The organism is Aquirufa sp. ROCK-SH2 (assembly GCF_054558315.1).
In genome coordinates this window covers 2,501-26,443 of the sequence record NZ_JBPXKB010000005.1, presented here as the reverse complement: position 1 = coordinate 26,443, position 23,943 = coordinate 2,501, and the positions used below count along the sequence as shown (strand labels likewise).

General features: G+C 37.3%; 26 protein-coding genes, 4 tRNA genes and 2 rRNA genes (1 of these 32 running past the window's edge). 24 read left to right on the top strand and 8 right to left on the bottom strand.

All coding sequences use genetic code 11. The features are described from left to right. Positions 1-63: 63 nt before the first annotated feature. From V7S79_RS10875 to V7S79_RS10840, 8 genes are read left to right on the top strand one after another with little or no spacing between them, the layout of a single operon-like run. Positions 64-963 (top strand): COX15/CtaA family protein, encoded by a 900-nt coding sequence (locus tag V7S79_RS10875; protein ID WP_459490614.1) that lies wholly within the window; start codon positions 64-66, stop codon positions 961-963. Then, positions 956-1,804 (top strand): heme o synthase, encoded by an 849-nt coding sequence (cyoE, locus tag V7S79_RS10870; RefSeq protein ID WP_459490613.1) that lies wholly within the window; start codon positions 956-958, stop codon positions 1,802-1,804. Before V7S79_RS10875 ends, cyoE begins: the two co-directional genes overlap by 8 nt. Positions 1,805-1,809: 5 nt before the next feature. Further along, positions 1,810-2,388, top strand: coding sequence for a cytochrome c oxidase subunit 3 (locus tag V7S79_RS10865; RefSeq protein WP_459490612.1), 579 nt, complete (start codon positions 1,810-1,812; stop codon positions 2,386-2,388). A gap of 11 nt (positions 2,389-2,399) precedes the next feature. Next, positions 2,400-3,167, top strand: coding sequence for a cytochrome c oxidase subunit 3 (locus V7S79_RS10860; protein WP_459490611.1), 768 nt, complete (start codon positions 2,400-2,402; stop codon positions 3,165-3,167). A 19-nt stretch (positions 3,168-3,186) separates the two neighbouring features. Continuing rightward, positions 3,187-3,504: a cytochrome C oxidase subunit IV family protein gene (locus V7S79_RS10855; protein ID WP_459490610.1), complete on the top strand. Its 318-nt coding sequence runs from the start codon at positions 3,187-3,189 to the stop codon at positions 3,502-3,504. A 19-nt stretch (positions 3,505-3,523) separates the two neighbouring features. Beyond that, positions 3,524-4,240, top strand: a complete 717-nt coding sequence (locus V7S79_RS10850) for an SCO family protein (RefSeq protein WP_459490609.1) — start codon at positions 3,524-3,526, stop codon at positions 4,238-4,240. A 1-nt stretch (position 4,241) separates the two neighbouring features. Beyond that, positions 4,242-4,781, top strand: coding sequence for a DUF420 domain-containing protein (locus tag V7S79_RS10845; RefSeq protein ID WP_459490608.1), 540 nt, complete (start codon positions 4,242-4,244; stop codon positions 4,779-4,781). Then, entirely contained in the window at positions 4,774-5,067 is a 294-nt protein-coding gene (locus tag V7S79_RS10840) for a hypothetical protein (RefSeq protein WP_459490607.1), read from the top strand. The genes V7S79_RS10845 and V7S79_RS10840 overlap by 8 nt, the downstream gene beginning before the upstream one ends. On the opposite strand, the gene murI is transcribed toward V7S79_RS10840, so the two are convergent. Further along, entirely contained in the window at positions 5,064-5,873 is an 810-nt protein-coding gene (murI, locus tag V7S79_RS10835) for a glutamate racemase (RefSeq protein WP_459490606.1), read from the bottom strand. The genes V7S79_RS10840 and murI overlap by 4 nt on opposite strands. Positions 5,874-5,982: 109 nt before the next feature. Between murI and V7S79_RS10830 the strand changes: the two genes are divergently transcribed. From V7S79_RS10830 to mutL, 16 genes are all read left to right on the top strand, one after another. Then, positions 5,983-6,531, top strand: coding sequence for an RNA polymerase sigma factor (locus V7S79_RS10830; protein ID WP_459490605.1), 549 nt, complete (start codon positions 5,983-5,985; stop codon positions 6,529-6,531). Next, complete coding sequence (locus tag V7S79_RS10825) at positions 6,528-7,277, top strand: hypothetical protein (protein WP_459490604.1); 750 nt, start codon at positions 6,528-6,530, stop codon at positions 7,275-7,277. Before V7S79_RS10830 ends, V7S79_RS10825 begins: the two co-directional genes overlap by 4 nt. Before the next feature lie 3 nt (positions 7,278-7,280). Further along, entirely contained in the window at positions 7,281-8,465 is a 1,185-nt protein-coding gene (locus V7S79_RS10820) for an outer membrane beta-barrel protein (protein WP_459490603.1), read from the top strand. A gap of 99 nt (positions 8,466-8,564) precedes the next feature. After that, positions 8,565-8,647 (top strand) — tRNA-Tyr (locus V7S79_RS10815). A 46-nt stretch (positions 8,648-8,693) separates the two neighbouring features. After that, a tRNA-Gly gene (locus tag V7S79_RS10810) sits at positions 8,694-8,766 on the top strand. A gap of 83 nt (positions 8,767-8,849) precedes the next feature. Continuing rightward, positions 8,850-8,921, top strand: a tRNA-Thr gene (locus V7S79_RS10805). Positions 8,922-8,992: 71 nt separating this feature from the next. Then, complete coding sequence (gene tuf / locus V7S79_RS10800; RefSeq protein WP_459490602.1) at positions 8,993-10,180, top strand: elongation factor Tu; 1,188 nt, start codon at positions 8,993-8,995, stop codon at positions 10,178-10,180. Between the two features lie 73 nt (positions 10,181-10,253). Further along, the gene (locus tag V7S79_RS10795) at positions 10,254-11,003 is read left to right on the top strand and encodes an NIPSNAP family protein (RefSeq protein ID WP_459490601.1); all 750 of its coding nucleotides are present in this window, start codon (positions 10,254-10,256) and stop codon (positions 11,001-11,003) included. 63 nt (positions 11,004-11,066) lie between these two features. Then, positions 11,067-11,137 (top strand) — tRNA-Trp (locus V7S79_RS10790). A gap of 38 nt (positions 11,138-11,175) precedes the next feature. Beyond that, positions 11,176-11,367 (top strand): preprotein translocase subunit SecE, encoded by a 192-nt coding sequence (gene secE / locus V7S79_RS10785; RefSeq protein ID WP_459490600.1) that lies wholly within the window; start codon positions 11,176-11,178, stop codon positions 11,365-11,367. 41 nt (positions 11,368-11,408) lie between these two features. Beyond that, complete coding sequence (gene nusG / locus V7S79_RS10780; protein ID WP_459490599.1) at positions 11,409-12,005, top strand: transcription termination/antitermination protein NusG; 597 nt, start codon at positions 11,409-11,411, stop codon at positions 12,003-12,005. A gap of 278 nt (positions 12,006-12,283) precedes the next feature. Further along, complete coding sequence (rplK, locus tag V7S79_RS10775; RefSeq protein WP_459490598.1) at positions 12,284-12,721, top strand: 50S ribosomal protein L11; 438 nt, start codon at positions 12,284-12,286, stop codon at positions 12,719-12,721. Between the two features lie 40 nt (positions 12,722-12,761). Then, on the top strand, positions 12,762-13,460 hold the full coding sequence (gene rplA, locus V7S79_RS10770) for a 50S ribosomal protein L1 (RefSeq protein WP_459490597.1): 699 nt from the start codon (positions 12,762-12,764) through the stop codon (positions 13,458-13,460). A gap of 1 nt (position 13,461) precedes the next feature. Further along, positions 13,462-13,995, top strand: coding sequence for a 50S ribosomal protein L10 (gene rplJ / locus V7S79_RS10765; RefSeq protein WP_459490596.1), 534 nt, complete (start codon positions 13,462-13,464; stop codon positions 13,993-13,995). 71 nt (positions 13,996-14,066) lie between these two features. Continuing rightward, positions 14,067-14,450, top strand: coding sequence for a 50S ribosomal protein L7/L12 (gene rplL, locus V7S79_RS10760; RefSeq protein ID WP_459490595.1), 384 nt, complete (start codon positions 14,067-14,069; stop codon positions 14,448-14,450). Between the two features lie 91 nt (positions 14,451-14,541). Beyond that, a complete protein-coding gene (gene mutL, locus V7S79_RS10755; protein ID WP_459490594.1) occupies positions 14,542-16,404 on the top strand; it encodes a DNA mismatch repair endonuclease MutL in 1,863 nt (620 codons plus the stop codon). A 15-nt stretch (positions 16,405-16,419) separates the two neighbouring features. Here the strand turns inward: mutL and proC are convergent, their stop codons facing one another. The 7 genes from proC to V7S79_RS10720 form a co-directional block, all read right to left on the bottom strand. Then, positions 16,420-17,220, bottom strand: coding sequence for a pyrroline-5-carboxylate reductase (gene proC / locus V7S79_RS10750; RefSeq protein WP_459490593.1), 801 nt, complete (start codon positions 17,218-17,220; stop codon positions 16,420-16,422). A 7-nt stretch (positions 17,221-17,227) separates the two neighbouring features. Next, positions 17,228-18,346 carry a peroxiredoxin family protein gene (locus V7S79_RS10745; RefSeq protein ID WP_459490592.1) on the bottom strand — a complete coding sequence of 373 codons (1,119 nt, stop codon included), beginning with the start codon at positions 18,344-18,346 and terminating at the stop codon, positions 17,228-17,230. A gap of 1 nt (position 18,347) precedes the next feature. After that, positions 18,348-19,808 (bottom strand): Asp-tRNA(Asn)/Glu-tRNA(Gln) amidotransferase subunit GatB, encoded by a 1,461-nt coding sequence (gatB, locus tag V7S79_RS10740; protein WP_459490591.1) that lies wholly within the window; start codon positions 19,806-19,808, stop codon positions 18,348-18,350. 65 nt (positions 19,809-19,873) lie between these two features. After that, a complete protein-coding gene (locus V7S79_RS10735) occupies positions 19,874-20,275 on the bottom strand; it encodes a MerC domain-containing protein (RefSeq protein ID WP_459490590.1) in 402 nt (133 codons plus the stop codon). A 7-nt stretch (positions 20,276-20,282) separates the two neighbouring features. After that, positions 20,283-20,843 carry a hypothetical protein gene (locus tag V7S79_RS10730; protein ID WP_459490589.1) on the bottom strand — a complete coding sequence of 187 codons (561 nt, stop codon included), beginning with the start codon at positions 20,841-20,843 and terminating at the stop codon, positions 20,283-20,285. A gap of 280 nt (positions 20,844-21,123) precedes the next feature. Continuing rightward, positions 21,124-21,235, bottom strand: a 5S ribosomal RNA gene (gene rrf, locus V7S79_RS10725). Positions 21,236-21,308: 73 nt separating this feature from the next. Then, a 23S ribosomal RNA gene (locus V7S79_RS10720) occupies positions 21,309-23,943 on the bottom strand (it continues 196 nt past the right edge of the window).

Sequence of the window (23,943 nt, the reverse complement as noted above, 5' to 3'; positions counted from 1 at the left end):
ATAAACTATATCAAGGATGCATCGAAATGAATTCATTTGGATGCATCCTTTTTTTCTGCCAAAATGAAATTTAAAACCTTCGGCTTAATTTCTTTAACATTAGTATATCTTTTAATACTAGCTGGTGGTATCGTGAGAAGCACAGGCTCAGGTATGGGATGTCCAGATTGGCCGAAATGTTTTGGTAGATTCGTTCCACCCACAGAAGTTTCTCAACTTCCCTTCAATTACCAAGAAATTTATAAAGAAAAACTCCACGGAGAAGTATTATTCAATCCCACTAAAACGTGGATTGAATACATCAATCGCTTATTAGGAGCATTAACTGGATTATCCGTATTAATCAGTACTTTACTCGCATTAAAAGAAAAGCGCCAAATATTCATTTATTCTTTACTTGCATTGGTATTCGTACTAGCAAATGCAGTATTAGGAAAGTTTGTAGTCGATTCATTTTTAATGCCAGGTGTAGTAACAGCACACATGATCCTCACCATAGCCGTCATTTATTTCTTAATGAAAGCTATCTATTGGAATGAGGAAAAATGGATAACAAACAAAAAAACGAGAAATCTAGTTATTATAAATCTAATAGCAATTGCCATTCAAATTATTCTAGGCACGCAAGTGAGAGAAAACATGGACCATGTAATCAAAGAATTTGGCGAAAATAACAAACATCTTTGGATAGATAATTTAGATCTCATCTACATTATTCATAGAAGTTTTACATGGATAATCATGTTAGGAGCGCTATTCTTATTTAGATCCTTAAACAATCAATCAATTTTTGAAGTTACCTATAAAAGAACGATCATCCTCTTTTTAGCGATTTCAATCATAAGTGGAATATTGATGGCCTATTTTGCCCTACCTTTGGGTGCACAACCAGTTCATCTAACCTTATCACTGTTGATATTAGGAATACATATAAAAGCTTTGCTAGTTTTAAAAAATGCATAAAATTAAACCCTATATAGCCCTATTAAAAACCAGACTATCTATGACGGTAGCCTTTTCAGGGACATTTGGCTATATATTGGGTCAAAAAGAAGTTTCCTTTTTAAACATAGCCATCATCTCATTCGCAGGCTTTTTACTTACCGGGGCAGCTAATATTGTCAATCAATTAAAAGAAATTGAATTCGACAAATTAATGAAAAGAACAGCTAAACGTCCGCTACCAACAGAAAGCATTACTCCATCCAATGCAATATTATTTGGGGCAATTATGGCCGTTTTCGCGATAACCTTGTTAGCCTACTTTAATTGGAAAACGGCAGCAATTGGAGCTTTGTCTTATATTTTATACGGATTTGTTTATACTCCATTAAAGCGCGTTGGACCTATCTCGGTGTTTGTTGGCGCATTTCCAGGTGCCTTCCCTCCTATGATTGGTTATTTGGCAGCTACCAATGTTTTCAGCTGGGAACCAGGCATCTTATTCGCTATCCAATTTTTCTGGCAATTCCCTCACTTTTGGGCCATCGCATGGGTAGCAGACGAAGATTATAAAAGAGCTGGATTTAAAATGTTGCCCAACGATGGTAAGAAAAATTTAAAAACAGCATTTACCATCATGATTTATACGGTATTTTTAGTGCCTTTGGCATTTGTTCCGTATCTATTACACATGACAGGCATAAATTCAGCGATTGTAGCGGTAACAGCAAGTACCCTATTTTTATGCCAAACATTTTATTTAATGATGAAACCGACAGACAAATCCGCTAAATGGATGATGTTCGGGTCGTTTTTATATTTACCAATAGTACAAATTGCCTACTTATTTGATAAACTTTAATCAACATGAAAAAAGAAATAAATTCAATGGAACCGGCGCCTACAAGATCCGTAAATCCCAAAATATTTACCATGTGGTTATTCATCGTTTCGATCATAATGCTATTTGCAGCCTTCACTAGTGCCTATTTAGTGAGAAAAGCAGAAGGCAATTGGGTCGAGTTTAAATTACCCAATTTGTTCTGGATAAGCACAGGTATTTTGGCATTAAGCAGTATTTCTATGCAATTCGCATTATCCGCTGCAAAAAAAGACCAATTTAATGCGTTAAGAACAAGTATTTCTATTACTTTTGTGCTCGGATTAGTTTTTTTAATTCTACAATATTATGGTTGGATCCAATTAGTGGAAATGAATGTATATTTTGTAGGTAATCCATCAGGTTCTTTTGTATATGTTTTATCAGGTCTACATGGCCTACATTTAATCTCCGGATTAATCGTTTTATTAGTTGCACTAGTTGCAGCATTTAAACTGAAAATCAATGCAAAAGCCTTGACCCAAATTAAAATTTGCAGTACCTATTGGCATTTTTTGGATGCCTTGTGGATTTATTTATTTTTATTTTTAGTGTTTAACAATTAAGCTTTAACCTCATGTCAGTTGCACACGCTGCCCCTGCTGTACCAGAAAATTTAACTTGGACTGGTGGTTCTGAACCATTAAAAGCAAGTTACGGAAAACTAATGATGTGGTTTTTCCTCCTATCTGATACTTTCACATTCTCTGCATTATTGATCACTTACGGTATGATCCGTTTTAGTCAACCTGCTTGGGAAGGAACTCCACAAACTTTTTACTTCTCGACAAGCCATTGGCCAATTCCTGAAAAAGTATTCGAAGCAGTTCCATTCTTACACGGAATGTCATTGCCATTGGTATTCGTTGGAATCATGACTTTCATCTTGATTGCGTCTTCAGTTACCATGGTTTTAGCAGTAGAAGCTGGACACAGAGGAGATAGAAAAGATGTGGAAAAATGGATGTTATGGACAATCATAGGTGGATTCACTTTCTTAGGTTCTCAAGCTTGGGAATGGACACACTTTATCCATGGACCAGAGGATTTATCTTTGGCAGCAAAACAATTGGTAGATGGTGTCATGCAACCGATAGAAGGAGCTAACTTGGTTAGAAATCCATACGGCCCTCCTGCATTTGCCGACTTATTTTTCTTTATTACTGGATTCCACGGAACTCACGTATTTTCAGGAGTAATCTTAAACGTGTTGATCTTTTTCAATGCTGCTACGGGAGTTTATGAAAGAAGAGGTCATTATGAAATGGTAGAGAAAGTTGGTTTATATTGGCACTTTGTAGACTTAGTTTGGGTATTTGTATTTACCTTCTTTTATCTTGTTTAATATTTAATTGATATACATTATGGCATCGCACGTTACATCACACGATAGCTCTGAAAAAGAAATTCCAGCTCCACAAACTGGCGCTATTTGGAAAACATTTTGGATTTTATTAATTCTTACTGCAATTGAATTCGTAATTGCTTTTACCATGCCTGCTAACACCCTTCGTGTAGCTATATTCTGTGGAATGACCATCGTAAAAGCATTTTATATTGTTGGTGAATTCATGCACTTAAAACATGAAGTAAAAACTTTAATCTGGATGATTTTAATTCCAGTAGTATTTGTTGTTTGGTTATTAGTAGCATTAATCTACGAAGGCGGACACTTATATTAATTTATTTTGACAATCTACAATGAAAAAAGCAGGCATTTTATTACTCGTACTAATAGTGCCTGTTTTTATTTATTTAGGCCTTAGTACTTTTGGGGAAAATCACTTTACCCTTCCTCGATTTATTCCAGCCATAGATTCCACAACCGGTGAAATTTTGATGCGAGAAAGAGCGCATCCTAGATGGAATGAGTCCAAAATGGACACCGTTTTCCAGACAATTCCCCCATTTAGTTTAACAGACCAAAACGGGAACATTTTCTCCTCTAATCTGCTAAAAGACAACATTTACGTCGCGAATTTCTTTTTCACCCGATGTACTACCATTTGTCCGAAACTCAATTCACAAATCAATCGAGTGGCAGATGCATTTACCAATGATCCAAAGATCCAATTTATTTCCATTTCTGTTGACCCCAAATTTGATCAGCCTGAAATTTTAAAAGCTTACTCAACTAAATTTGATACCTCCAATAAAAATTGGCATTTCTTAACCGGTGAAAAGAAAGAAGTTTACCCATTAATTTTAAAAGGTTTTCACGTCCCTTTAGCTGATGCTTCAGAATATGATCAAGCAATAAAAAATCCAGACGAAACATTTATCCATTCTGAACGTTTAGTATTAATCGATAAAGAAGGAGTTATTCGTGGATTTTATGATGGAACTGATCGAAAAGAAGTAGATCGTCTCATTATGGAAATGAAGGTTCTTCAAAAAATATACCTAAGCGAAAAATAATATGAGTGCTTTTAAAATAGAAAAATCAAGCAAAAACGATCAAATCGTAAATATTTTGTCCATTGCGATACCGGTAGCGGTAGCCGTGTTAATCGGACTACAAATACAAGTGGCCTTAGGGGAATGGACTAAAATTATCCCTCATATTATTGCTATACTTAACTCAACAACAGCAATTTGTTTAGTCTTGGGCTTTATCTCCATCAAAAACAACAACATTAGCTTGCATAGAAAATACATGGGATTATCCTTTATCCAAGGAGCCTTCTTTTTAATTTTATACATTTTATACCATATTTCAAATCCATCTACTAAATATGGAGGCGAAGGAATTAGTAAATACATCTATTATTTTTTCTTAATTACTCACATATTATTATCCATTGGAGTAGTAAGATTAGTATTAAAAGCCATCTATTACGCGCTGACAGATGACATTCCTGCACATAAAAAGGCAGTAAAATGGGCATTCCCCATTTGGTTATACGTTTCAATCACTGGAGTAATTGTTTATTTGTTAATATCACCTTACTATGCTTAAGAAATTCACCTTCTTGCTATTAGTAATTGTCCTCTTCATTTCCATCGATTCTTTTGGACAATGCGCCATGTGTCGGACAACGATTGAAAGTTCTATCTCAAACGGTAGAAGTAATATTGCCACAGGATTAAATACAGGGATTTTATACTTATTAAGTGCCCCTTATCTTTTGGTGGCAGGGATTGCTTTTCTTTGGTTCAAACAAAGTAAAAAGGAACAAGAAGAAAAATTATTTAAATTGAAAATAAAGTCGCGAGTAGCCAACTTATTTGGACAAAAGCTTTAATCCCAAATGGGGTATTTGGTTAATTTAATCGCTTCGCCATAAAAAATTTGAGTAGCCTTCTCAAAAGATTCCGTAAAATCAGAAACAAAAAATTGCCGAGTTCCTACTTCCGCGGCTTCAGATAGCTGACCCTCCTTTTTCAATAAATCTTGAATATACTTTGCAACAATAATGGATGTGTCGATTACAGGAATACTGCCATTATAATAAGCTTCAATTTGAGCTTTGATCAAAGGATAATGTGTACAACCTAGAATTAATCCATCAATGGCAGAAAGTTCTTTATGGTCTAAATATTCTTTAATAATATGTTCCGAAATACGATTATTGAAAAATCCCTCTTCAATCATCGGTGCTAGTAATGGAGTCGCCAAGGATTGAACCTTGATATTTTTATGTAAACCTGTGGCTTTCTTTTCATAAATACCGCTATTGATTGTTTGTTTAGTTCCAATTAATCCAACGGTTTTATTTTCCCAATTTTCTCCCAAATATTCAATCACGGGATCAATCACATTCACTACCATGGCCTTTGAACCCACATAGGCTTTGACCAAATCATAAGCAGCAGCAGAGGCAGAATTACAAGCAATGAGAATTAACTTGCATTTTTTTTCCAGCAACAAATTGCAAATCTTCACAGAATAAGATTGAATGGCAGTCGCTGATTTATCTCCGTATGGCAAATGTGCAGTATCTCCAAAATAAATGATGGGTTCATTGGGCATCAAACTTGTAATAGCATGAGCATGGGTTAAACCACCAATACCACTATCAAAAATTCCAATTGGAGCTGAATTCGACATAAAAATGAAATATAATCTTTGTAAAGAACGTAAATTTGAATTTCTTTTCAAATGCACGCAACCATTTATCAAGGAAATACATCTAAAAGATCTGTAGATTAAAAATTCATTGGCAAAACATTTACTTAAATATTCAAGCGAAACAAATCTGATTTTGGGATGTAAAAACCAAGAAAGAGATGCGCAATATGCTGTTTTTCAATTATATGCAGGAAAAATGCTAGCTGTTTGCAAAAGATATTTGGGAAATGGTCCAGAAGCAGAAGATACATTGATGGAAGGATTTATGAAGGTCTTTACTAAAATAGATGCTTTTCAAGAGCAAGGCAGTTTCGAAGGATGGATTCGAAGAATTTTCACCAATGAAGCTTTAATGAAAATCAGAAAAAATCATCGCTTCCAATGGATAGATATCGATGAAACCTGGGATCTCTCGAGTCCGGAAAATGGAATGATGAATTTACAAGTGGAAGAAATAGAAAGAATGATCGAAGACTTACCCATGGGATATCGAACAATTTTCAATTTATATGCCATTGAAGGATATTCCCACAAAGAAATTGCGGAAATGTTACAAATATCTGAGGGAACTTCAAAATCACAGCTTTCACGAGCAAGAATGATCTTACAAACAAAATTTAATAACTCACAAATATGAAAAATCAAAAAAATAATTCGTGGGAAAAATTAGAAGAAAATTGGAGAAATCAATTAAAAAATAGCTCTTCGCAACCTTCAGAAGAATTATGGTCAAAAATAGATCATCAATTATCCAAAGAGGATGAGCCTAAATTATTGATAGCTTCCAAAACTCCAATGAAAAAATATTGGACTTGGGCAGCCATTATCGCGCTGGCTATTGGTTTAAAATGGCTAAATGACATCAATCAAGTCACAGAATTACCAAAAACTACCCAATCCAATGGCAATTCAATATTGGTAGAAACACCTGAAAAAATCCATCATGAAAAGATTTTGGCAAAAGAAGATTCAAAAAAACGAGTTCAGACAACTATTCATAAACTGCTAATATCAAAAGAAGTCGCAGCAGTCAATGAAAAGAAGGTTGAAATTGAAAAAACAGACCTTAGTCAAAATTTGGCATCGACAACCCAAAATAATGAAAACTCGATTAGCCAACATGAGCCAGAAGGCACGGAGGAAGTTTGGGTAAAGGTTTCCATTGATCCAATTCCAACAACTGTTCAGTTGGAAAAAATAGCTGAGGCAAAACCCATTGAAAAAAAGAAAAAATCATTCCTGAAATTAATCAAACAATTAAAAAATATCATGAATGGTGAAAATAACCTGGAGGATGCCCCAGAAAATATCACAGGAAGTATTCACCAAGTAGCCAATACGTATTACCGCACAGAAGAAAAATTCAAACAAACATTTCAATAAATCATGAAAAATATCGCAATCATTCTACTCCTTTTAATAGGTCATCAGCTATCTGCCAAAAGCGGGCAAGATAGTTTATACCTAAAGATTGATCAAAGAGATCAAAAAATCATTGGTAGGCATTCAGATAATAAAATCTCCTTAAAAGAAGCTTTGGAGAAAGAATTCCAGAAAAAAGGCATCAGTTTAAGTGACAGCCTGTGGCAACAAATAAGAAAACTAATAAAGGAGGATACAAGCACCAATCCCTCCATTAAGGTTCAATTAGGTGGACAAAAGGTGGAAATAGCTTTGGTAAAAAACAATGATATCCCTGATAATTTGGAAGTATTTCCGGAAATCAAAGCTGAAAAAACCGAAAAACCGAAGGAACAAATCAAAGTTGGATTAAATGGAGTACATGTCGTAGAAGGAAAAGAAGAGGTGCATGTCGACTGGAATGGAGTGTTAGTCAAAGAGGCGGACGGAAGTGAAACAAAGGTAATATGGGGACAAGACACCACTAAAATACATCCCAAAGAGAAGAACTTGAATCTATATAACCGCAAAGGACTCAATTTGTATTTAGGTTTAAATGGGTTGTCCAAAGATATCTCTCCTATTCAAACCGCCATTTATCCGCCAACTATATTAGATACAGATGCCAATTTAAAACCTCTAAGTTCTAGGTATGTTTATTTGGAAATTGCTAGGACGGCGACCTTATCGAGATACAAAAAAAGTGCCTTAAAATTAGGCTATGGGATAGGAATTGAGTGGTATAGTTTCATTTTTGATCATAATAGAGTCCTTGAAAATAGAAATGGACAGACCATCTTTCAACCTCAAATAGATGCCAATTTAAATGAAATCAAATATGCGAAAAACAAATTAGGCATCAGTTATTTGAGTATTCCCATCATGCCTTATTGGTCATTCTCAAAAAATTCGAGCATTCAAATGATTGGTCTAGGAGGATATGTGGCTTACAGAATAGATAGTTGGACAAAAACGATTGAAGAAAAAAATGACAATTTGGTAAAGAATTCCAACAATTTTAACATAAATTCATTCAGATACGGAATAAAGGCAGAAATAGCGATCAAAAATTTCCCAGATTTCTTTTTCAATTATGATTTAAGCCCTGTATTTGACATAAAACATGGACCAAAAATGACAGGTTTTAGTTTTGGAATCAAATTATTATAAAATTTATTTAAAAATTTTGGCACAAGGCTTTGTAGAAATAAAAAATTGAGCTACTTTTGCGAACTATTTCAGCGAAAAGTTACGTTGAACTAAGAATTAGGGGATATACCAGAGCGGCCAAATGGGGCAGACTGTAAATCTGCTGGTGAATGCCTACGGTGGTTCGAATCCATCTGTCCCCACAATTCAAATAAAGGAAAATTAATTTTTTCTACCTACAAAGTTTAAGCGGGAGTAGCTCATTTGGTAGAGCGATAGCCTTCCAAGCTATAGGTGGCGGGTTCGAGCCCCGTCTCCCGCTCAACAAATAAACGCTAGAAGATTCTTCTTCTAGTATTTTTTTATTGAGAAAACTTAAATAATGTGAGTAGCCAAAAGGTAAAAGCCTTTGTAGCTCAGTGGTAGAGCACTTCCTTGGTAAGGAAGAGGTCGGCAGTTCAATCCTGCTCAAAGGCTCTAAATACTAGCGGAATTAATCAGTAAGTACATTTTGAAACTTTTTATAAATAATTAAGAACTAAATAATCATGGCAAAAGAAAATTTTGACCGAAGTAAACCCCACGTAAACATTGGTACTATTGGCCACGTTGACCACGGTAAAACTACATTGACTGCTGCTATCACAAAAGTTCTTTCTGAAAAAGGTCTAGCTGAGAAGAAAGATTTCTCTTCAATTGACTCAGCTCCAGAAGAGAAAGAGCGTGGTATCACTATCAACACTGCTCACGTTGAGTATTCAACAGCTAACCGTCACTATGCACACGTTGACTGTCCAGGTCACGCTGACTACGTGAAAAACATGGTAACTGGTGCTGCTCAAATGGACGGTGCTATCTTAGTAGTTGCTGCAACAGACGGACCAATGCCACAAACTCGTGAGCACATCCTTTTGGCTCGCCAAGTAGGTGTACCTCAATTAGTTGTATTCATGAATAAAGTGGATATGGTGGATGATCCAGAATTATTAGAATTAGTAGAAATGGAAATCCGTGAATTGCTTTCATTCTATGAGTTCGATGGTGATAACATTCCAGTAATCCAAGGATCTGCTTTAGGTGGATTGAACGGAGATGCTAAATGGGTAGCGACTATCGAAGCTTTGATGGATGCAGTAGATAGCTGGATTCCACTTCCTAAGCGTGATGTTGATAAGCCTTTCTTGATGCCTGTTGAAGACGTATTCTCGATCACTGGTCGTGGTACTGTAGCAACTGGTCGTATCGAAACTGGAGTTATTAACTCAGGTGAAGGTGTTGATATCTTAGGTATGGGAGCTGAAAACTTGAAATCTGTAGTAACTGGTGTTGAGATGTTCCGTAAGATCTTAGATCGTGGTGAAGCTGGTGATAACGTAGGTTTATTGTTACGTGGTATTGAGAAAACTGATATCCGTCGTGGTATGGTAATCTGTAAGCCAGGTTCAGTGAAGCCTCACACTAAATTCAAAGCTGAGGTTTATATCTTGTCTAAAGAAGAAGGTGGACGTCATACTCCATTCTTTAACAAATATCGTCCACAATTCTATTTCCGTACAACAGACGTAACAGGAGAAATCATGTTGCCTGCAGGAGTAGAAATGTGTATGCCAGGTGATAACTTAACTATCGAAGTTACTTTATTGAACCCTGTAGCTATGGACAAAGGTTTACGTTTCGCGATTCGTGAAGGTGGACGTACTGTAGGTGCTGGTCAGGTAACTGAAATCTTAGACTAAGTTTTATTACTTACCTATATTGAAAAGAGCGGTTTTACCGCTCTTTTTTTGTTTAAACAAAAAATCCAAAACTATGAAAAAATTCACATTAACATTCGTCTTGACTTGCTTGTCAATCATTTCTGTATTCAGCCAAGAGTATTACGAATTAAGAACCTATGAAATGAAATTCAGAGGAAATGTAGGTTTACTAGAAAATTACTTATCAAAAGCTTTGATCCCCGCATTGAATAAATACGGTGTATCAAAAGTTGGTGTATTTAAAGACTTAGGTAAGCCTGAGCCCGTTGTGCTTGTTGTCGCTATACCATTTGCAAATCTCACCTCGTATGAAGGTTATAAAGCAGCGTTGGAAAATGATGCTGTCTATCAAGCAGCAAGTAAAAATTATTTTGAGGCTGTTGGTTTAGAAAAACCTATGTTCGACAAGATGTCGACAACCTTAGCAAAAGCTTTCAAAGAAAGCCCTCAATTAATCATTCCGAAGAGTAATCCTGAGAGAATATATGAATGGAGAACTTACGAATCATACAATGAGGATGCCTTAAAGCGTAAAATAGCGATGTTTAATGAGGAAGAATTAAAGATTTTTGATCACGTAGGTTTACATAGAACTTTTTTCGGAGAAGTTTTAGCAGGCGAATTTGCTCCTAGTCTAACATATATGGTAGGCTTTTCAAATATGGAGGAAAGAGATGCAAATTGGGCCAAATTTTCCGCAGATGCTGATTGGAAAAGAATTTCAACTGATCCGAAATACAGTAATAGTCATTCCAAAACAATCAGAAGATTCTTAGTTCCTACCAATTATTCTCAATGGTAAGAAGATAAAAATGAATTGAGGTTTGCAAATTCTGAAAATTTACCTAAATTTGCAATCCTTTATACGGGCATAGTATAATGGTAGTATGCAGGTCTCCAAAACCTTTGGTCAGGGTTCGAATCCTTGTGCCCGTGCTTAGTAAATTTTAAAAACCGTCAAAAACGGTGAAAATATGAGCAATTTTACATCATTAATTAAAGAATCTTGGGTAGAAGTTACTGAAAACGTAACTTGGCCTAAATTCTCTGAACTTCAATCAAGTTCAGTTTTAGTATTGGTGGCATCTTTAATTTTTGCCTTATTGGTAGGACTTATCGACTTGGCCTTCAAATCAGGGTTGGATTTATTTTATAGTTCATTTTAATAATTGGCTTTAAGCCCCGATCCATAAAAGATCAAATTCCCATGGCAGAGACTAAATGGTATGTTTTGAGAGCAATTTCAGGACAAGAGAAAAAAGTAAAAACTTATATGGAGAACGAATTAACTCGCCAAGGTGTGTTAGATTCTGTTCCCCAAATATTGATTCCTACCGAAAAAATTTACGAAATCCGTAAAGGGAAAAAAGTCATTCGTGAAAAAAACTTGTTCCCTGGTTATATCATGGTAGAAGCGGATTTAGCTGGAGAGGTGAGTCATATTTTGACTTCGACACCAGGTGTAATCGGTTTTTTACAAACAACTAACGAAGAGCAAGAAGAAACTAAGATAGAAGGAGGTAAAACAAAAAAGGTAAAAGTAATGGTAAAAAAACCAATGCCTTTGAGTCAAGCTGAAGTAAATCGTATCTTAGGTAAAGTGGATGAATCAGCAGCGGTAGAAGAATTAGAATCAGTAACATTTGTAAAAGGTGAAATTGTTCGAGTAATCGACGGGCCTTTTGCTTCTTTTGAAGGAACAGTTGAAGAAATTCATGAAAACAGTAAGAAATTACATGTGATGGTGAAAATCTTTGGAAGAAATACACCTTTGGAATTAAATTATTCTCAAGTAGAGAAATAAAAGCAAATTCTAGAAAAATTAAAATCCTGTCAAAGCAATTGACAGGATTTTTTTTGCCCCAATATTTAATAATATAAAAACATTTGGTTTTTAAAATAATTACTTCTAATTTTGCAGTCCGTTTAAAAGCGGGATTCTGTGACACCCAAGTTGGGCTAATGGAATAGACTGAAAGGTTTGTTACGCTGGAAAGTCAAACGGAGCATATCAGATAAGGAAGCTTCCACCCTTATTGGCAGAGAAACTCCACCAATTCACTTAATAAACGATGTTTTAATATGGCAAAAGAAATAGCTGGTTACGTTAAGCTTCAATGCAAAGGTGGCCAAGCCAATCCTTCACCGCCCATCGGTCCTGCTTTAGGTTCGAAAGGATTAAATATCATGGAGTTCTGTAAGCAATTTAATGCTAGAACACAAGATAAACCTGGCGTAGTATTGCCAGTCCTAATTACTTATTTCGCGGATAAATCGTTTGAATTCGTTGTAAAAACTCCTCCAGCACCAATTTTGTTATTGGAAGCTGCGAAAGTTAAATCTGGTTCAGCTCAACCTAACTTGAAAAAAGTTGGTTCAGTATCTTGGGATCAAGTTCGAGTAATCGCTGAGACAAAGATGCCAGACTTAAATTGTTTTACAATTGAAGCAGCAATGAGTATGATTGCTGGAACGGCCCGATCAATGGGTATTACTGTTTCCGGTGAAAAACCGTTCTGATTTACAAAAAATCAGAAATTAACAATTTAATTTAAAGGTAATGGCAAAACTTACGAAGAAAAAAAAGGAAGCCCTTTCAAAATACGATGCAACGCAAGCGTATTCGCTTGACAAAGCGGCGGAGATTCTGAAGGAAATTTCCTATACTAAATTCGATTCTTCAGTGGACATCGATGTTCGCTTAGGAGTAGACCCCCGCAAAGCAGACCAAATGGTTCGTGGCGTGGTTGCCCTACCTCATGGAACCGGGAAAGACGTACGAGTTCTCGTATTATGTTCTCCCGATAAAGCAGAGGAAGCAAAAGCAGCCGGAGCTGATCACGTAGGATTAGATGATTACATTGCAAAAATCGAGAGCGGTTGGACCGATATCGACGTAATCATTACTATGCCAACTGTGATGGCTAAGTTAGGTCGCTTGGGACGTGTGTTAGGTCCACGTGGACTAATGCCTAATCCAAAGTCTGGTACAGTAACTTTGGAAGTAGGAAATGCAGTAAAAGAAGTAAAAGCTGGTAAAATCGACTTTAAAGTTGACAAAACTGGTATTATCCATACCTCAATTGGTAAGGTATCTTTTGATGCGAAGAAAATTGTTGAAAATGCGCAAGAAGTAATCAATACATTGATGAAATTAAAGCCTAGTTCAGCAAAAGGTACTTATGTTAAATCTATCAACATATCATCGACAATGTCTCCGGGCATCATCATTGATAAGTCGACTGTAAGCGGTTTGTAATATGACAAGAGAAGAAAAAAATCAAATTATTGATGAGTTGGGCGAAAAGTTTGCTGCAACTCCGTACTTCTACATCGCAAGTACAGCGGGTTTAACGGTAGCTGAGGCAACTCAATTTCGTAGAATGTGTTTCGCAAGAGGTTTAGAATTCCGTATTTTCAAAAATACGTTAATCGCTAAAGCTTTAGAGAAAACAGGAAACGATTATTCAGCATTTAATGCTGAAGTTTTGACAGGAATGTCTGGAATTATCTTCTCTCCAGAAGATGCTAAATCTCCAGCAAAATTGATCAAAGACTTCAAAAAAGAAGCTGGAAAAGACAAAATTACATTCAAAGGTGCTTCTATCGAAGGTGGCTTATACATTGGCGAAGGTCAATTAGTCGCTCTAGAAAACATCAAGTCGAAAAACGAGATGATTGGAGAAGTTATCGGATTGTTACAATCGCCCGCTAAAAATGTTGTTGCAGCTCTTAAGAGTGGTGAACACAAATTGGCTGGCCTTGTTAAAACATTATCTGAGCGCACAGAATAATTTTTACTCAAGTTTAAACGAGGTTTAATCCTCAACAAATAATTAATTCTTAACAATTAAATTTTCAAAAAATGGCAGATTTAAAAGCGTTCGCTGAACAATTAGTGAACTTAACTGTAAAAGAAGTAAATGAATTAGCTGCTATCCTTAAGGATGAGTACGGTATTGAGCCAGCTGCTGCTGGTGCTGTAATGGTTGCAGGTCCTGCAGCTGGTGGCGACGGTGGAGATGCTCCTGCAGAGAAAACATCTTTTGATGTTATCTTGAAGTCAGCTGGTCCTAACAAATTAGCGATCGTTAAATTAGTAAAAGACTTAACTGGTTTAGGTTTGAAAGAAGCTAAGGATGTAGTTGATGCTGCTCCAAAGGCTGTTAAAGAAGGTGTAAGCAAGGATGAGGCTGAAGGTTTGAAAAAATCTTTAGAGGAAGCTGGTGCTGAAGTTGAATTAAAATAATCAACTTACCGATTTTCGAAAAAAGGGGATGGCAACATTCCCTTTTTTTTGCTTTATTTGGTACTTAATTTAAAAATTACTCATTTATTCCATGCGTGATCTGATTCAACTCCTTCCTGATGCGATTGCCAACCAAATTGCGGCTGGAGAAGTAGTTCAAAGACCTGCTTCCGTAGTAAAAGAGTTGATGGAAAATTCCATCGATGCTGGAGCGACCTCTATTCAGCTCATCGTAAAGGACGCAGGGAAAAATACCATTCAAGTCATCGATAATGGCTCAGGAATGTCTGAAACAGATGCCAGAATGTGCTTCGAAAGACATGCCACTTCAAAAATTAAAAAAGCAGAAGATTTATTTAGCATAAAAACCATGGGATTTCGTGGTGAAGCAATGGCATCTATTGCTTCTGTTGCCCAAGTAGAGCTTAAAACTAAAAGAGAACATGATGAATTAGGTTCTTCACTCCGAATTGAAGCATCCGTAGTAAAAAGCCAAGAAAACATCTCTTGCCCACTAGGAACATCCATCACTGTAAAAAACTTATTTTATAATATACCTGCCCGAAGAAATTTCCTAAAGTCGAATCCCGTAGAAATGCGTCATATTTTAGATGAATTTCAACGAATCGCTTTGGCACACCCCGATATTAAATTTTCTTTGATCCAAAATGATCAAGAAACCTATTTACTTAACCCAGAAAAATTAGGCAAAAGAATTGTAGATCTTTTTGGTAAAACTTACCGTGAACAATTAGCTGCCTGTGAGGAAGAAACAAGCTATGTCAGCATCAAAGGGTATGTAGGAAAACCTGAACATGCTAAAAAAACACGTGGAGAACAATTTTTCTTCGTCAACAATCGGTTCATCAAAAGCACCTACCTCAATCATGCTGTGATGAGTGCCTATGAACGACTACTCCCAGATGGCGCCTTCCCTTTCTATGTTTTGTTTCTAAGCATCGATCCAAGTCATATTGACATAAATGTCCATCCAACGAAAACTGAGATCAAATTCGACGACGAAAGGGCTATTTACGCGATTGTTCAAGCGGCGATCAGAAAAACATTGAGCATCAACAATTTGATTCCTTCATTGGATTTTGATACTAACGTGAATTTTCACATACCAAAATTTCAAACAGATAAAACTAATTTCAATACAAGTTCTTCCCAATTTAAGCAATCAACAGATTTCCCAGCTAAAAAACATTCCATTCAAGACGCTTGGAAAAAGCTATATGAAGGATTGCAAGACAATATCAATGATTTTGAACGACAGTCCCCAGCCATTCAACAAGATCAATTATTTGAATCTCAATTGAACCAACATACAAGTGGGACAACCTTACAAAGCAAAGCCAATCTTTCAAGCCTTGATAATCAAACATCGAATAATTTTCAAGTCATACAAATTTTAAATCGCTATTTAGCCGTTACCATTTCAGAAGGGCTATTGTTAATCGATCAAAAAAGAGCCTACCAAAGAATTCTTTATGATCAATTCATTGAAAATCTGAAAAGGAAAAATGGAGTATCCCAACAATTACTTTTTCCTAAAATATTACATATTTCTCCATCAGATAAAAGTTTGTTAGAAGAGATAAAGGAAGATATTACTGATTTGGGATTTCAATTATCCTTGGACCAAGAAAATATGTATTGGGTACAAGGAGTACCAGCAGGACTCGCAGAAGAAGATGGACAAAATTTAATTGAGGGAATATTGGAACAAGTTAAAAATGAGTCTTCCGAATTCCATCAACACCGAATTGAAAAAATAGCACAAGCCATGGCCAATCGATCAGCCATCAAATTCCAACAAAAAAGACTAAATAATGAGGAATTAAGGTCATTGGTAGAACAATTGTTTTCTAGTACAAATCCGAACTTTTCACCGAATGGAGAAACGATTTCTAGGAAACTGGGCGAGGAAGAACTAAAAGATATCTTTTGATAGCTATTTAATTTACTATTTCGCTAACTCCACTGCTCTATCCCTGGCTGCGAAAATACCTTGTTGCAAACCTTCTGCTACGGCTTTTTCCGTGAATGTTTTTAACGCTGCTTCCGTAGTTCCGCCTTTAGAAGCGACATTTTGAATCAATTCATCCAAGGATTTATCGCTAGTTTGCATCAAATGATAAGACCCTAACATGGTTTGTTTAACTAATAAAGCCGACATCGCTGAATCAAATCCCATTTGAACCCCAGCATCAATCATGGCTTTAATCAAATAAAAGAAATAAGCCGGACCACTTCCACTCAAGCCTGTTACAGCATCCAGCAAACTTTCTTCTTCCAAAAATACAGCCCTACCAGTTGAATTAATCAAATTCTCTACTTTACGAATATCCGACAAACCCACTTCTGGAGCTGAAGCAAAAGCGGTCATACCCATTCCTAACAAGGCAGGCGTATTGGGCATCGCACGAATGATTAATGCATGATTCAATGATTGTTGGATCGTGGCAATAGGAATACCAGCCATGATAGATAAAACCAATTGTTTGGGCTGAATAACTTGCTTTAATTCATCCGCTACAACCGCATAATCCTGAGGCTTAACGGATAAAATGATTAAATCCACATGAGAGATCTTATCCGATATCGTATCGACAACTATCCCAGATTTTTGTTCTTGCAATACTTCTCCTCGCTCTTTATTTTTTTCAATCAACAAAAGGTTCTCTTTTTGTACCAAATTGTATTGAATAAATGAATTGGCAAAAGCCATACCCATATTTCCACAGCCTATGATTGCAATTTTCATCTGTAAATTATTTGTCTTTGAATATATTTGCTAAGTATTGTTCCAATGCCGGACCTCGTAATCCTTTTGCCACAATTTTACCAGTAGGATCCAATAAGAAGGTCATTGGAATAGAATTAACACCATAGGCTTGAGCACCTACTGAATTCCAGTATTGTAGATCAGAAACATGCTTCCAAACTAATTTATCGTTTTCAATCGCTCTTAACCACGCCGCTTTATCTTTGTCTAAACTAACACCAAAAATTTCAAATCCTTTGTCTTTGTATTTGGCATAAGTCTTAACTACATTGGGATTTTCTTGTCGACAAGGTCCACACCAGCTTGCCCAGAAATCAATCAACACATATTTTCCTTTCAAGGAAGATAAAGCTAATATTTCCCCAGTCGGTGTTGGTAGTGCAATCTCAGGAGCCTCCGAACCTTGATTCGCCCCTTTCAAGCGTTTCAAATTTTCTAAAAAAGGTTTTACTTGAGGGTGGTTGGGTCTACTTTGACGAAATCGATTTCCAATTTCTTCCAAAGTTGCCATTTCAGTATCTTGAGGCAAAAAATTAGTCGCCCATAATGCTACTAAATTACTTCCCATTTGTGGAACAAGGGATTTTATTTTTTGCAAAGTTGATTGCTGAGCTGTTGCAAATTCAGTTTGAATTCGAGAAGATGATGAAGGATTTTTTTTAATTTCTTCATTCCAAATTTTCACTTTCCCTTCCAATTCTTTCGATATTGCCATCAACTGAAGCATATATTTGATATTCTCCGATTTGGATTGAATACTAAAATTCCCTTGTTTTTCTGGAGTATTGATTCCGTCGGCGGTTACTTCCACCGTTTCGTTGCCTTCCAAAATCAATAGAACTTTTTGTGGATTAGGAACATCATAAAAATTCAATAAGTAAAATCCTCCTTGATCCACAATTTTACCAGTAAATAAAGCTGCATTCTGAGCATTAGGCAAAACTGAATCGATTTTTATGGCTTGACCTCGTGCATTAATTAATTCCAAATAAATTTTTTTGTTCGGAATTACTTGTCCTACTTTAACTTTAATCTGATAATTTTGAGCCGTCAACACAAAGGTTGAGAGGAGTAAAACAAATAATATACTTAGTGATTTTTTCATGTTATTTTAATTTTTCCAATGCCTCAATCATTAAGGCATTTACCTTTTTAGGGTCTGCGGTTCCTTTCGATTTTTTCATCACCTCCCCTATAAACAAGGCAATTAAGCCTTTTTTACCTTTATGATATTCCAAGACTTTCTCTGGATATGCAGCGATGCTTTCTTGAATAAATTGGGAAATCTGATCCTCTCCTTGTGATGCTGACCAACCTTGCTCATCAATAATTTGGCTAATAGATTTATTGGCATCCAATAAACAAATTGGGAATAATTGATGCACAGCCAAATTGTGGTTAATCACTCTTTCTTCCACCAAATTAATTATTTCCGCTAATCTCTCTGGTGTAATTTCAAACTCAATGATCGATAAATTTTTATCATTTAAGTGGGATTTAACAGGCCCCAACATCCAATTTGATAATTGTTTATAGTGCTTTGTGAAAGATGCTGCTTTTTGAAAATATTCCGCCATTTCTCTTGAATCAGCTAAAATATGAGCATCGTAATTAGGCAAATGATATTGATCAATTAATTGTTTTTCTTGTTCCCAAGGAAGCATTGGCATTTGACTCCTAATTTCCTCGATCCATTCTTTCGAAATAGTTAATGGAGATAAATCAGGCTCAGGAAAGTAACGATAATCATTCATCGTTTCTTTTACTCTCATGCTATGCGTGAGACCAGTATGGGCATCGAAAGTCCTTGTTTCTTGGATAATTTTTTCTCCTTTATCCAACAATTCTGCCTGTCGAACACATTCATGTTCGATGGCACGTTGAATATTTCGCAAAGAATTCATGTTTTTAATTTCAACTTTGGTACCAAGAGTTTGTGATCCTTTTTTTCTCAAAGAAACATTCACATCAGCTCGCAATGAGCCCTCTTCCATGTTTCCATCACAAATACCAATATAACGAACAAGTTTTCGAATCTCAAATACCAAAGCAAAAGCTTCTTCAGCAGAATGAATACTCGGCTCAGTAACCATTTCAATCAATGGTGTTCCAGCGCGATTATAATCAATAAAACTAAATGGATTATCCCCTTCATGTAAGGATTTCCCCGCATCTTCTTCCATGTGAATATGGTGAAACTCCAAATACTTAGATCCTTCCTTTAAATGGACATGAATACCTCCCCCGATACAAATAGGAGTTTTATCTTGTGTAATTTGATAGCCTTTTGGAAGATCAGGATAAAAATAATTTTTACGATCAAAGTATTGATTAGGAGCAATTTTTGATCCTAAAGCCAATCCCATTTTTATAGCAAATTCAACCGCACGCTTATTCAGTTTCGGCAAAGTACCTGGGTGACCTAAAGAAATCGCAGAAATAAGCGTATTGGCTTCCTGGCCAAATCGAACAGGATCGCTAGCAAAAATTTTTGAATCAGTTTGTAACTGAGCATGAATTTCAAGACCAATTACAGGCTCGTAGGAAGTAGATTGAAAATTACTCACAAAAAATGTTTAAGGATGATCATCTAATTTCGTAAAGATACAAAATTAAGAACTTATACTGTGAATTAAGACTTGATTTTACAAGTACATGTAGATTTATGTTGGTAATTCAACCAATAGGCAAATCCAATACTGACACCCAACAAGATACCAAAAATCCAATCCAAAGAGTTTATATTGACTAAATATTCAGCAGCTTTTATTAAAATCGCGATTAAAAGTAAAACAAGTGGTAAAGGTTTTTGATGTTTTTTAAAGTCAAAATACAGAAGAATAGCAGCTAAAAGAAAACTAGAAATTACAAGGCTCCATTCCATTGAATCAGAATAAGCAAAAGATGATAAAAACATGGGTGCAAAAATGAGTAAAAAGGGCATAGCCATACAATGTATAGCACATACGATAGAAAGAATTATGCCAATTCGTTCTATCGTCATCAATTTTACTATTTTTTTTCTTTTTGCCAAAGTCGTACTATTTAATCATTAAATCAAAGGATAGATCAATATCTGTACTTCCTAAATCCTCATCACCATTTTTAACAGGTTTCCCATTCACAGGAGGTTGGTGCTTTAATAATACCTGTAATTTTGCACCTTGCAATTTATTGGAAGGATTATTTTTGGTCGTTATTTTAGCTTTTCTTCCAAATGCAAGTCCATTTTTATCTTTATTCAAACTATGAAAATTGGCGATAGAAGCTGGGAGAACACGATAAACAAACAAATGCACATCACTTTCTTCTTCTATTCCCTCTGTTACGTCAACACGATTAGGTTTAGAATCGTCAAATACCGAAATCTCTAAATGATAGGTAGAATTACGATCTAAAACTATTGGTTGAATGTATTCAAAAACACCATCACCATCACGATCGAGCGCTTTAACAGTAAATTCATCATTGTCCTGTTCGTTTTCAAATTCGATTTCCACAGAAGTAATTAATTCATTATCATCCATGGGAGCCAAATCATCACCTACCTTCTTACAAGAGAAAGCAATCGTAATCAAGAAAAATAAAACCAAATATTTCATACCTTCGGTATAATTGCAATAGTGTTGCAAGTTAATAAATAAGACTAAAATTTGCAACAGTGTTGCAACAATAATTTAACGAGCACAAAAGTATAATAAAAGAGTGGAATGGTATAATAGAATAGATGAAAAGGAGAAATTGGTGTATGAAATGATGTAGGATGTACGATGTAAGAGGTAAAAGGTAAGAGGTAATAGGTTTTTCTCTTTTCCTCTTTCCTCTTTTCTCTCTACCAAACAAAAAAAGCCAACCCATTTCTGGATTGGCTTTGAGATAATAACTTGGAGCTTACTTACTTTCCCGGGTTTGATCCCAGTATCATCAGCGGTGCGGGGCTTAACTTCTCTGTTCGAGATGGGAAGAGGTGAACACCCGTCCTATCGGCTCCATAAATCTTGCAAGGCTTAGCCTTTTTCCATATTGTGAGTAAAAATAAATAGTCATAGCATTTCAATTATTTTAAAAATAGTAAGCTTTCGGGTAATTAGTACTACTCGACTTTGACATTACTGCCTTTACATCTGTAGCCTATCAACCGTGTCGTCTACACGGACCCTTCATGGAATACTCATCTTCAGGTCAGTTTCGCACTTAGATGCTTTCAGCGCTTATCTGGTCCCGACGTGGCTACTCAGCTATGCCCTTGGCAGAACAACTGATTTACCAGCGGTCAGTCCAACTCGGTCCTCTCGTACTAAAGTCAGAACCTGTCAATATTCCTACGCCCACAACAGATAGGGACCGAACTGTCTCACGACGTTCTGAACCCAGCTCGCGTGCCACTTTAATCGGCGAACAGCCGAACCCTTGGGACCTTCTCCAGCCCCAGGATGTGACGAGCCGACATCGAGGTGCCAAACCTCCCCGTCGATGTGAGCTCTTGGGGGAGATCAGCCTGTTATCCCCAGAGTACCTTTTATCCTTTGAGCGATGGCTGTTCCATACTAAACCACCGGATCACTATATCCTACTTTCGTACCTGATCGACTTGTCGGTCTCACAGTCAAGCTCCCTTTTGCTATTGCACTCTACGCACGGTTACCAAGCGTGCTGAGGGAACCTTTGAAAGCCTCCGTTACTCTTTTGGAGGCGACCACCCCAGTCAAACTACCCACCAAGCAATGTCTCCGTTTAACGGATTAGAATTCCAGTACAAGAAGGGTGGTATTTCAACGTTGGCTCCCCGATGCCTAGCGACACCGGCTCACAGCCTCCCACCTATCCTACACATCCAGTACCAAAACTCAATGCTAAGCTATAGTAAAGGTTCATGGGGTCTTTCCGTCCCGTTGCGGGTAAACGGCATCTTCACCGTTACTACAATTTCACCGAGCTCACGGCTGAGACAGTGCCCAGATCGTTACACCATTCGTGCAGGTCGGAACTTACCCGACAAGGAATTTCGCTACCTTAGGACCGTTATAGTTACGGCCGCCGTTTACTGGGGCTTCAGTTCAATGCTTCGCCTTGCAGCTAACATCCCCCCTTAACCTTCCAGCACCGGGCAGGTGTCAGGCCTTATACGTCATCTTTCGATTTTGCAAAGCCATGTGTTTTTGTTAAACAGTCGCCTGGGCCATTTCTCTGCGGCCACGATTGCTCGTGGCTCCCTTTATCCCGAAGTTACAGGGTTAATTTGCCGAGTTCCTTAGCCGTGATTCACTCGAGCGCCTTAGAATATTCTTCTCGACCACCTGTGTCGGTTTACGGTACGGGTTACTTAACAGTTATGCGCATAAACTTTTCTTGGAAGATTACTCGCTACACTCGTTTTGGCATTGCTGCCGCCTCTCAAAGGCACTATTCCGTCAGTACCTGGTAACCCATTCTCTCCGTCATCTAATTGCCCATTAAGTAAGTACAGGAATATTAACCTGTTGTGCATTAGGCTGTCGCTCTCGCTAGGCCCTTAGCCCCCGACTAACCCTCAGTTGATTAGCATAGCTGAGGAATCCTTAGTCTTTCGGCGTGAGGGTTTCTCGCCCTCATTATCGTTACTCATGCCTACATTTGCTTTTCTGAACGCTCCAGCAAAGCTTGTCGCTTCACCTTCTCCGCAGATCAGAATGCTCCCCTACCAGTATATAAATATAATCCAAAGCTTCGGTATTTTACTTGATGCCCGTTTATTATCGATGCCCGCCTCGCTCGACCAGTGAGCTGTTACGCACTCTTTAAATGAATAGCTGCTTCCAAGCTAACATCCTGGCTGTCACTGCAATCAGACTTCCTTAGTTCAACTTAGTAAAAATTTTGGGACCTTAGCTGTTGGTCTGGGTTCTTTCCCTCTCGGATTGGGACCTTAGCACCCCAACCCTCACTCCCGGGTATATTTTAAGCCATTCAGAGTTCGTCAGGATTTGGTAGGATTTGACTCCCCCTAGTCCTATCGGTAGCTTTACCTGCTTAAAACTTGACCCCGAGGCTGTTCCTAAAAACATTTCGGGGAGTACGAGCTATTTCTCAGTTTGATTGGCCTTTCACCCCTACCCACAAGTCATCCAAATACTTTTCAACGTAAACTGGTTCGGTCCTCCACTCCGTTTTACCGGAGCTTCAACCTGCTCATGGGTAGATCACAAAGTTTCGCGTCTACTCCCACTGACTAAGCGCCCTATTCAGACTCGCTTTCGCTCCGGCTGCTCACGTCTACGTGATTAACCTCGCCAGTGAAAGTAACTCGTAGGCTCATTATGCAAAAGGCACGCCGTCACCCCACGAAAGGGCTCCGACCGCTTGTAAGCGTATGGTTTCAGGGTCTTTTCACCCCCTTACTCAGGGTACTTTTCACCTTTCCTTCACAGTACTCGTTCACTATCGGTCTCTTGGTAGTATTTAGCCTTACCGGATGGTGCCGGCAGATTCAAAGGGGATTTCTCCAGTCCCCCCCTACTCAGGATACTCCTACAATTTAATAAACTTACCATTACAGGGCTCTCACCTCCTTCGGCCTGCCTTCCCAGACAGTTCATGTTCATTTATAAAATCGATATCGAAGTCCTACAACCCCAGTCTTGCCGCAACAACACTGGTTTGGGCTAATCCGCGTTCGCTCGCCACTACTTACGGAATCACTTTTGTTTTCTCTTCCTCTGCTTA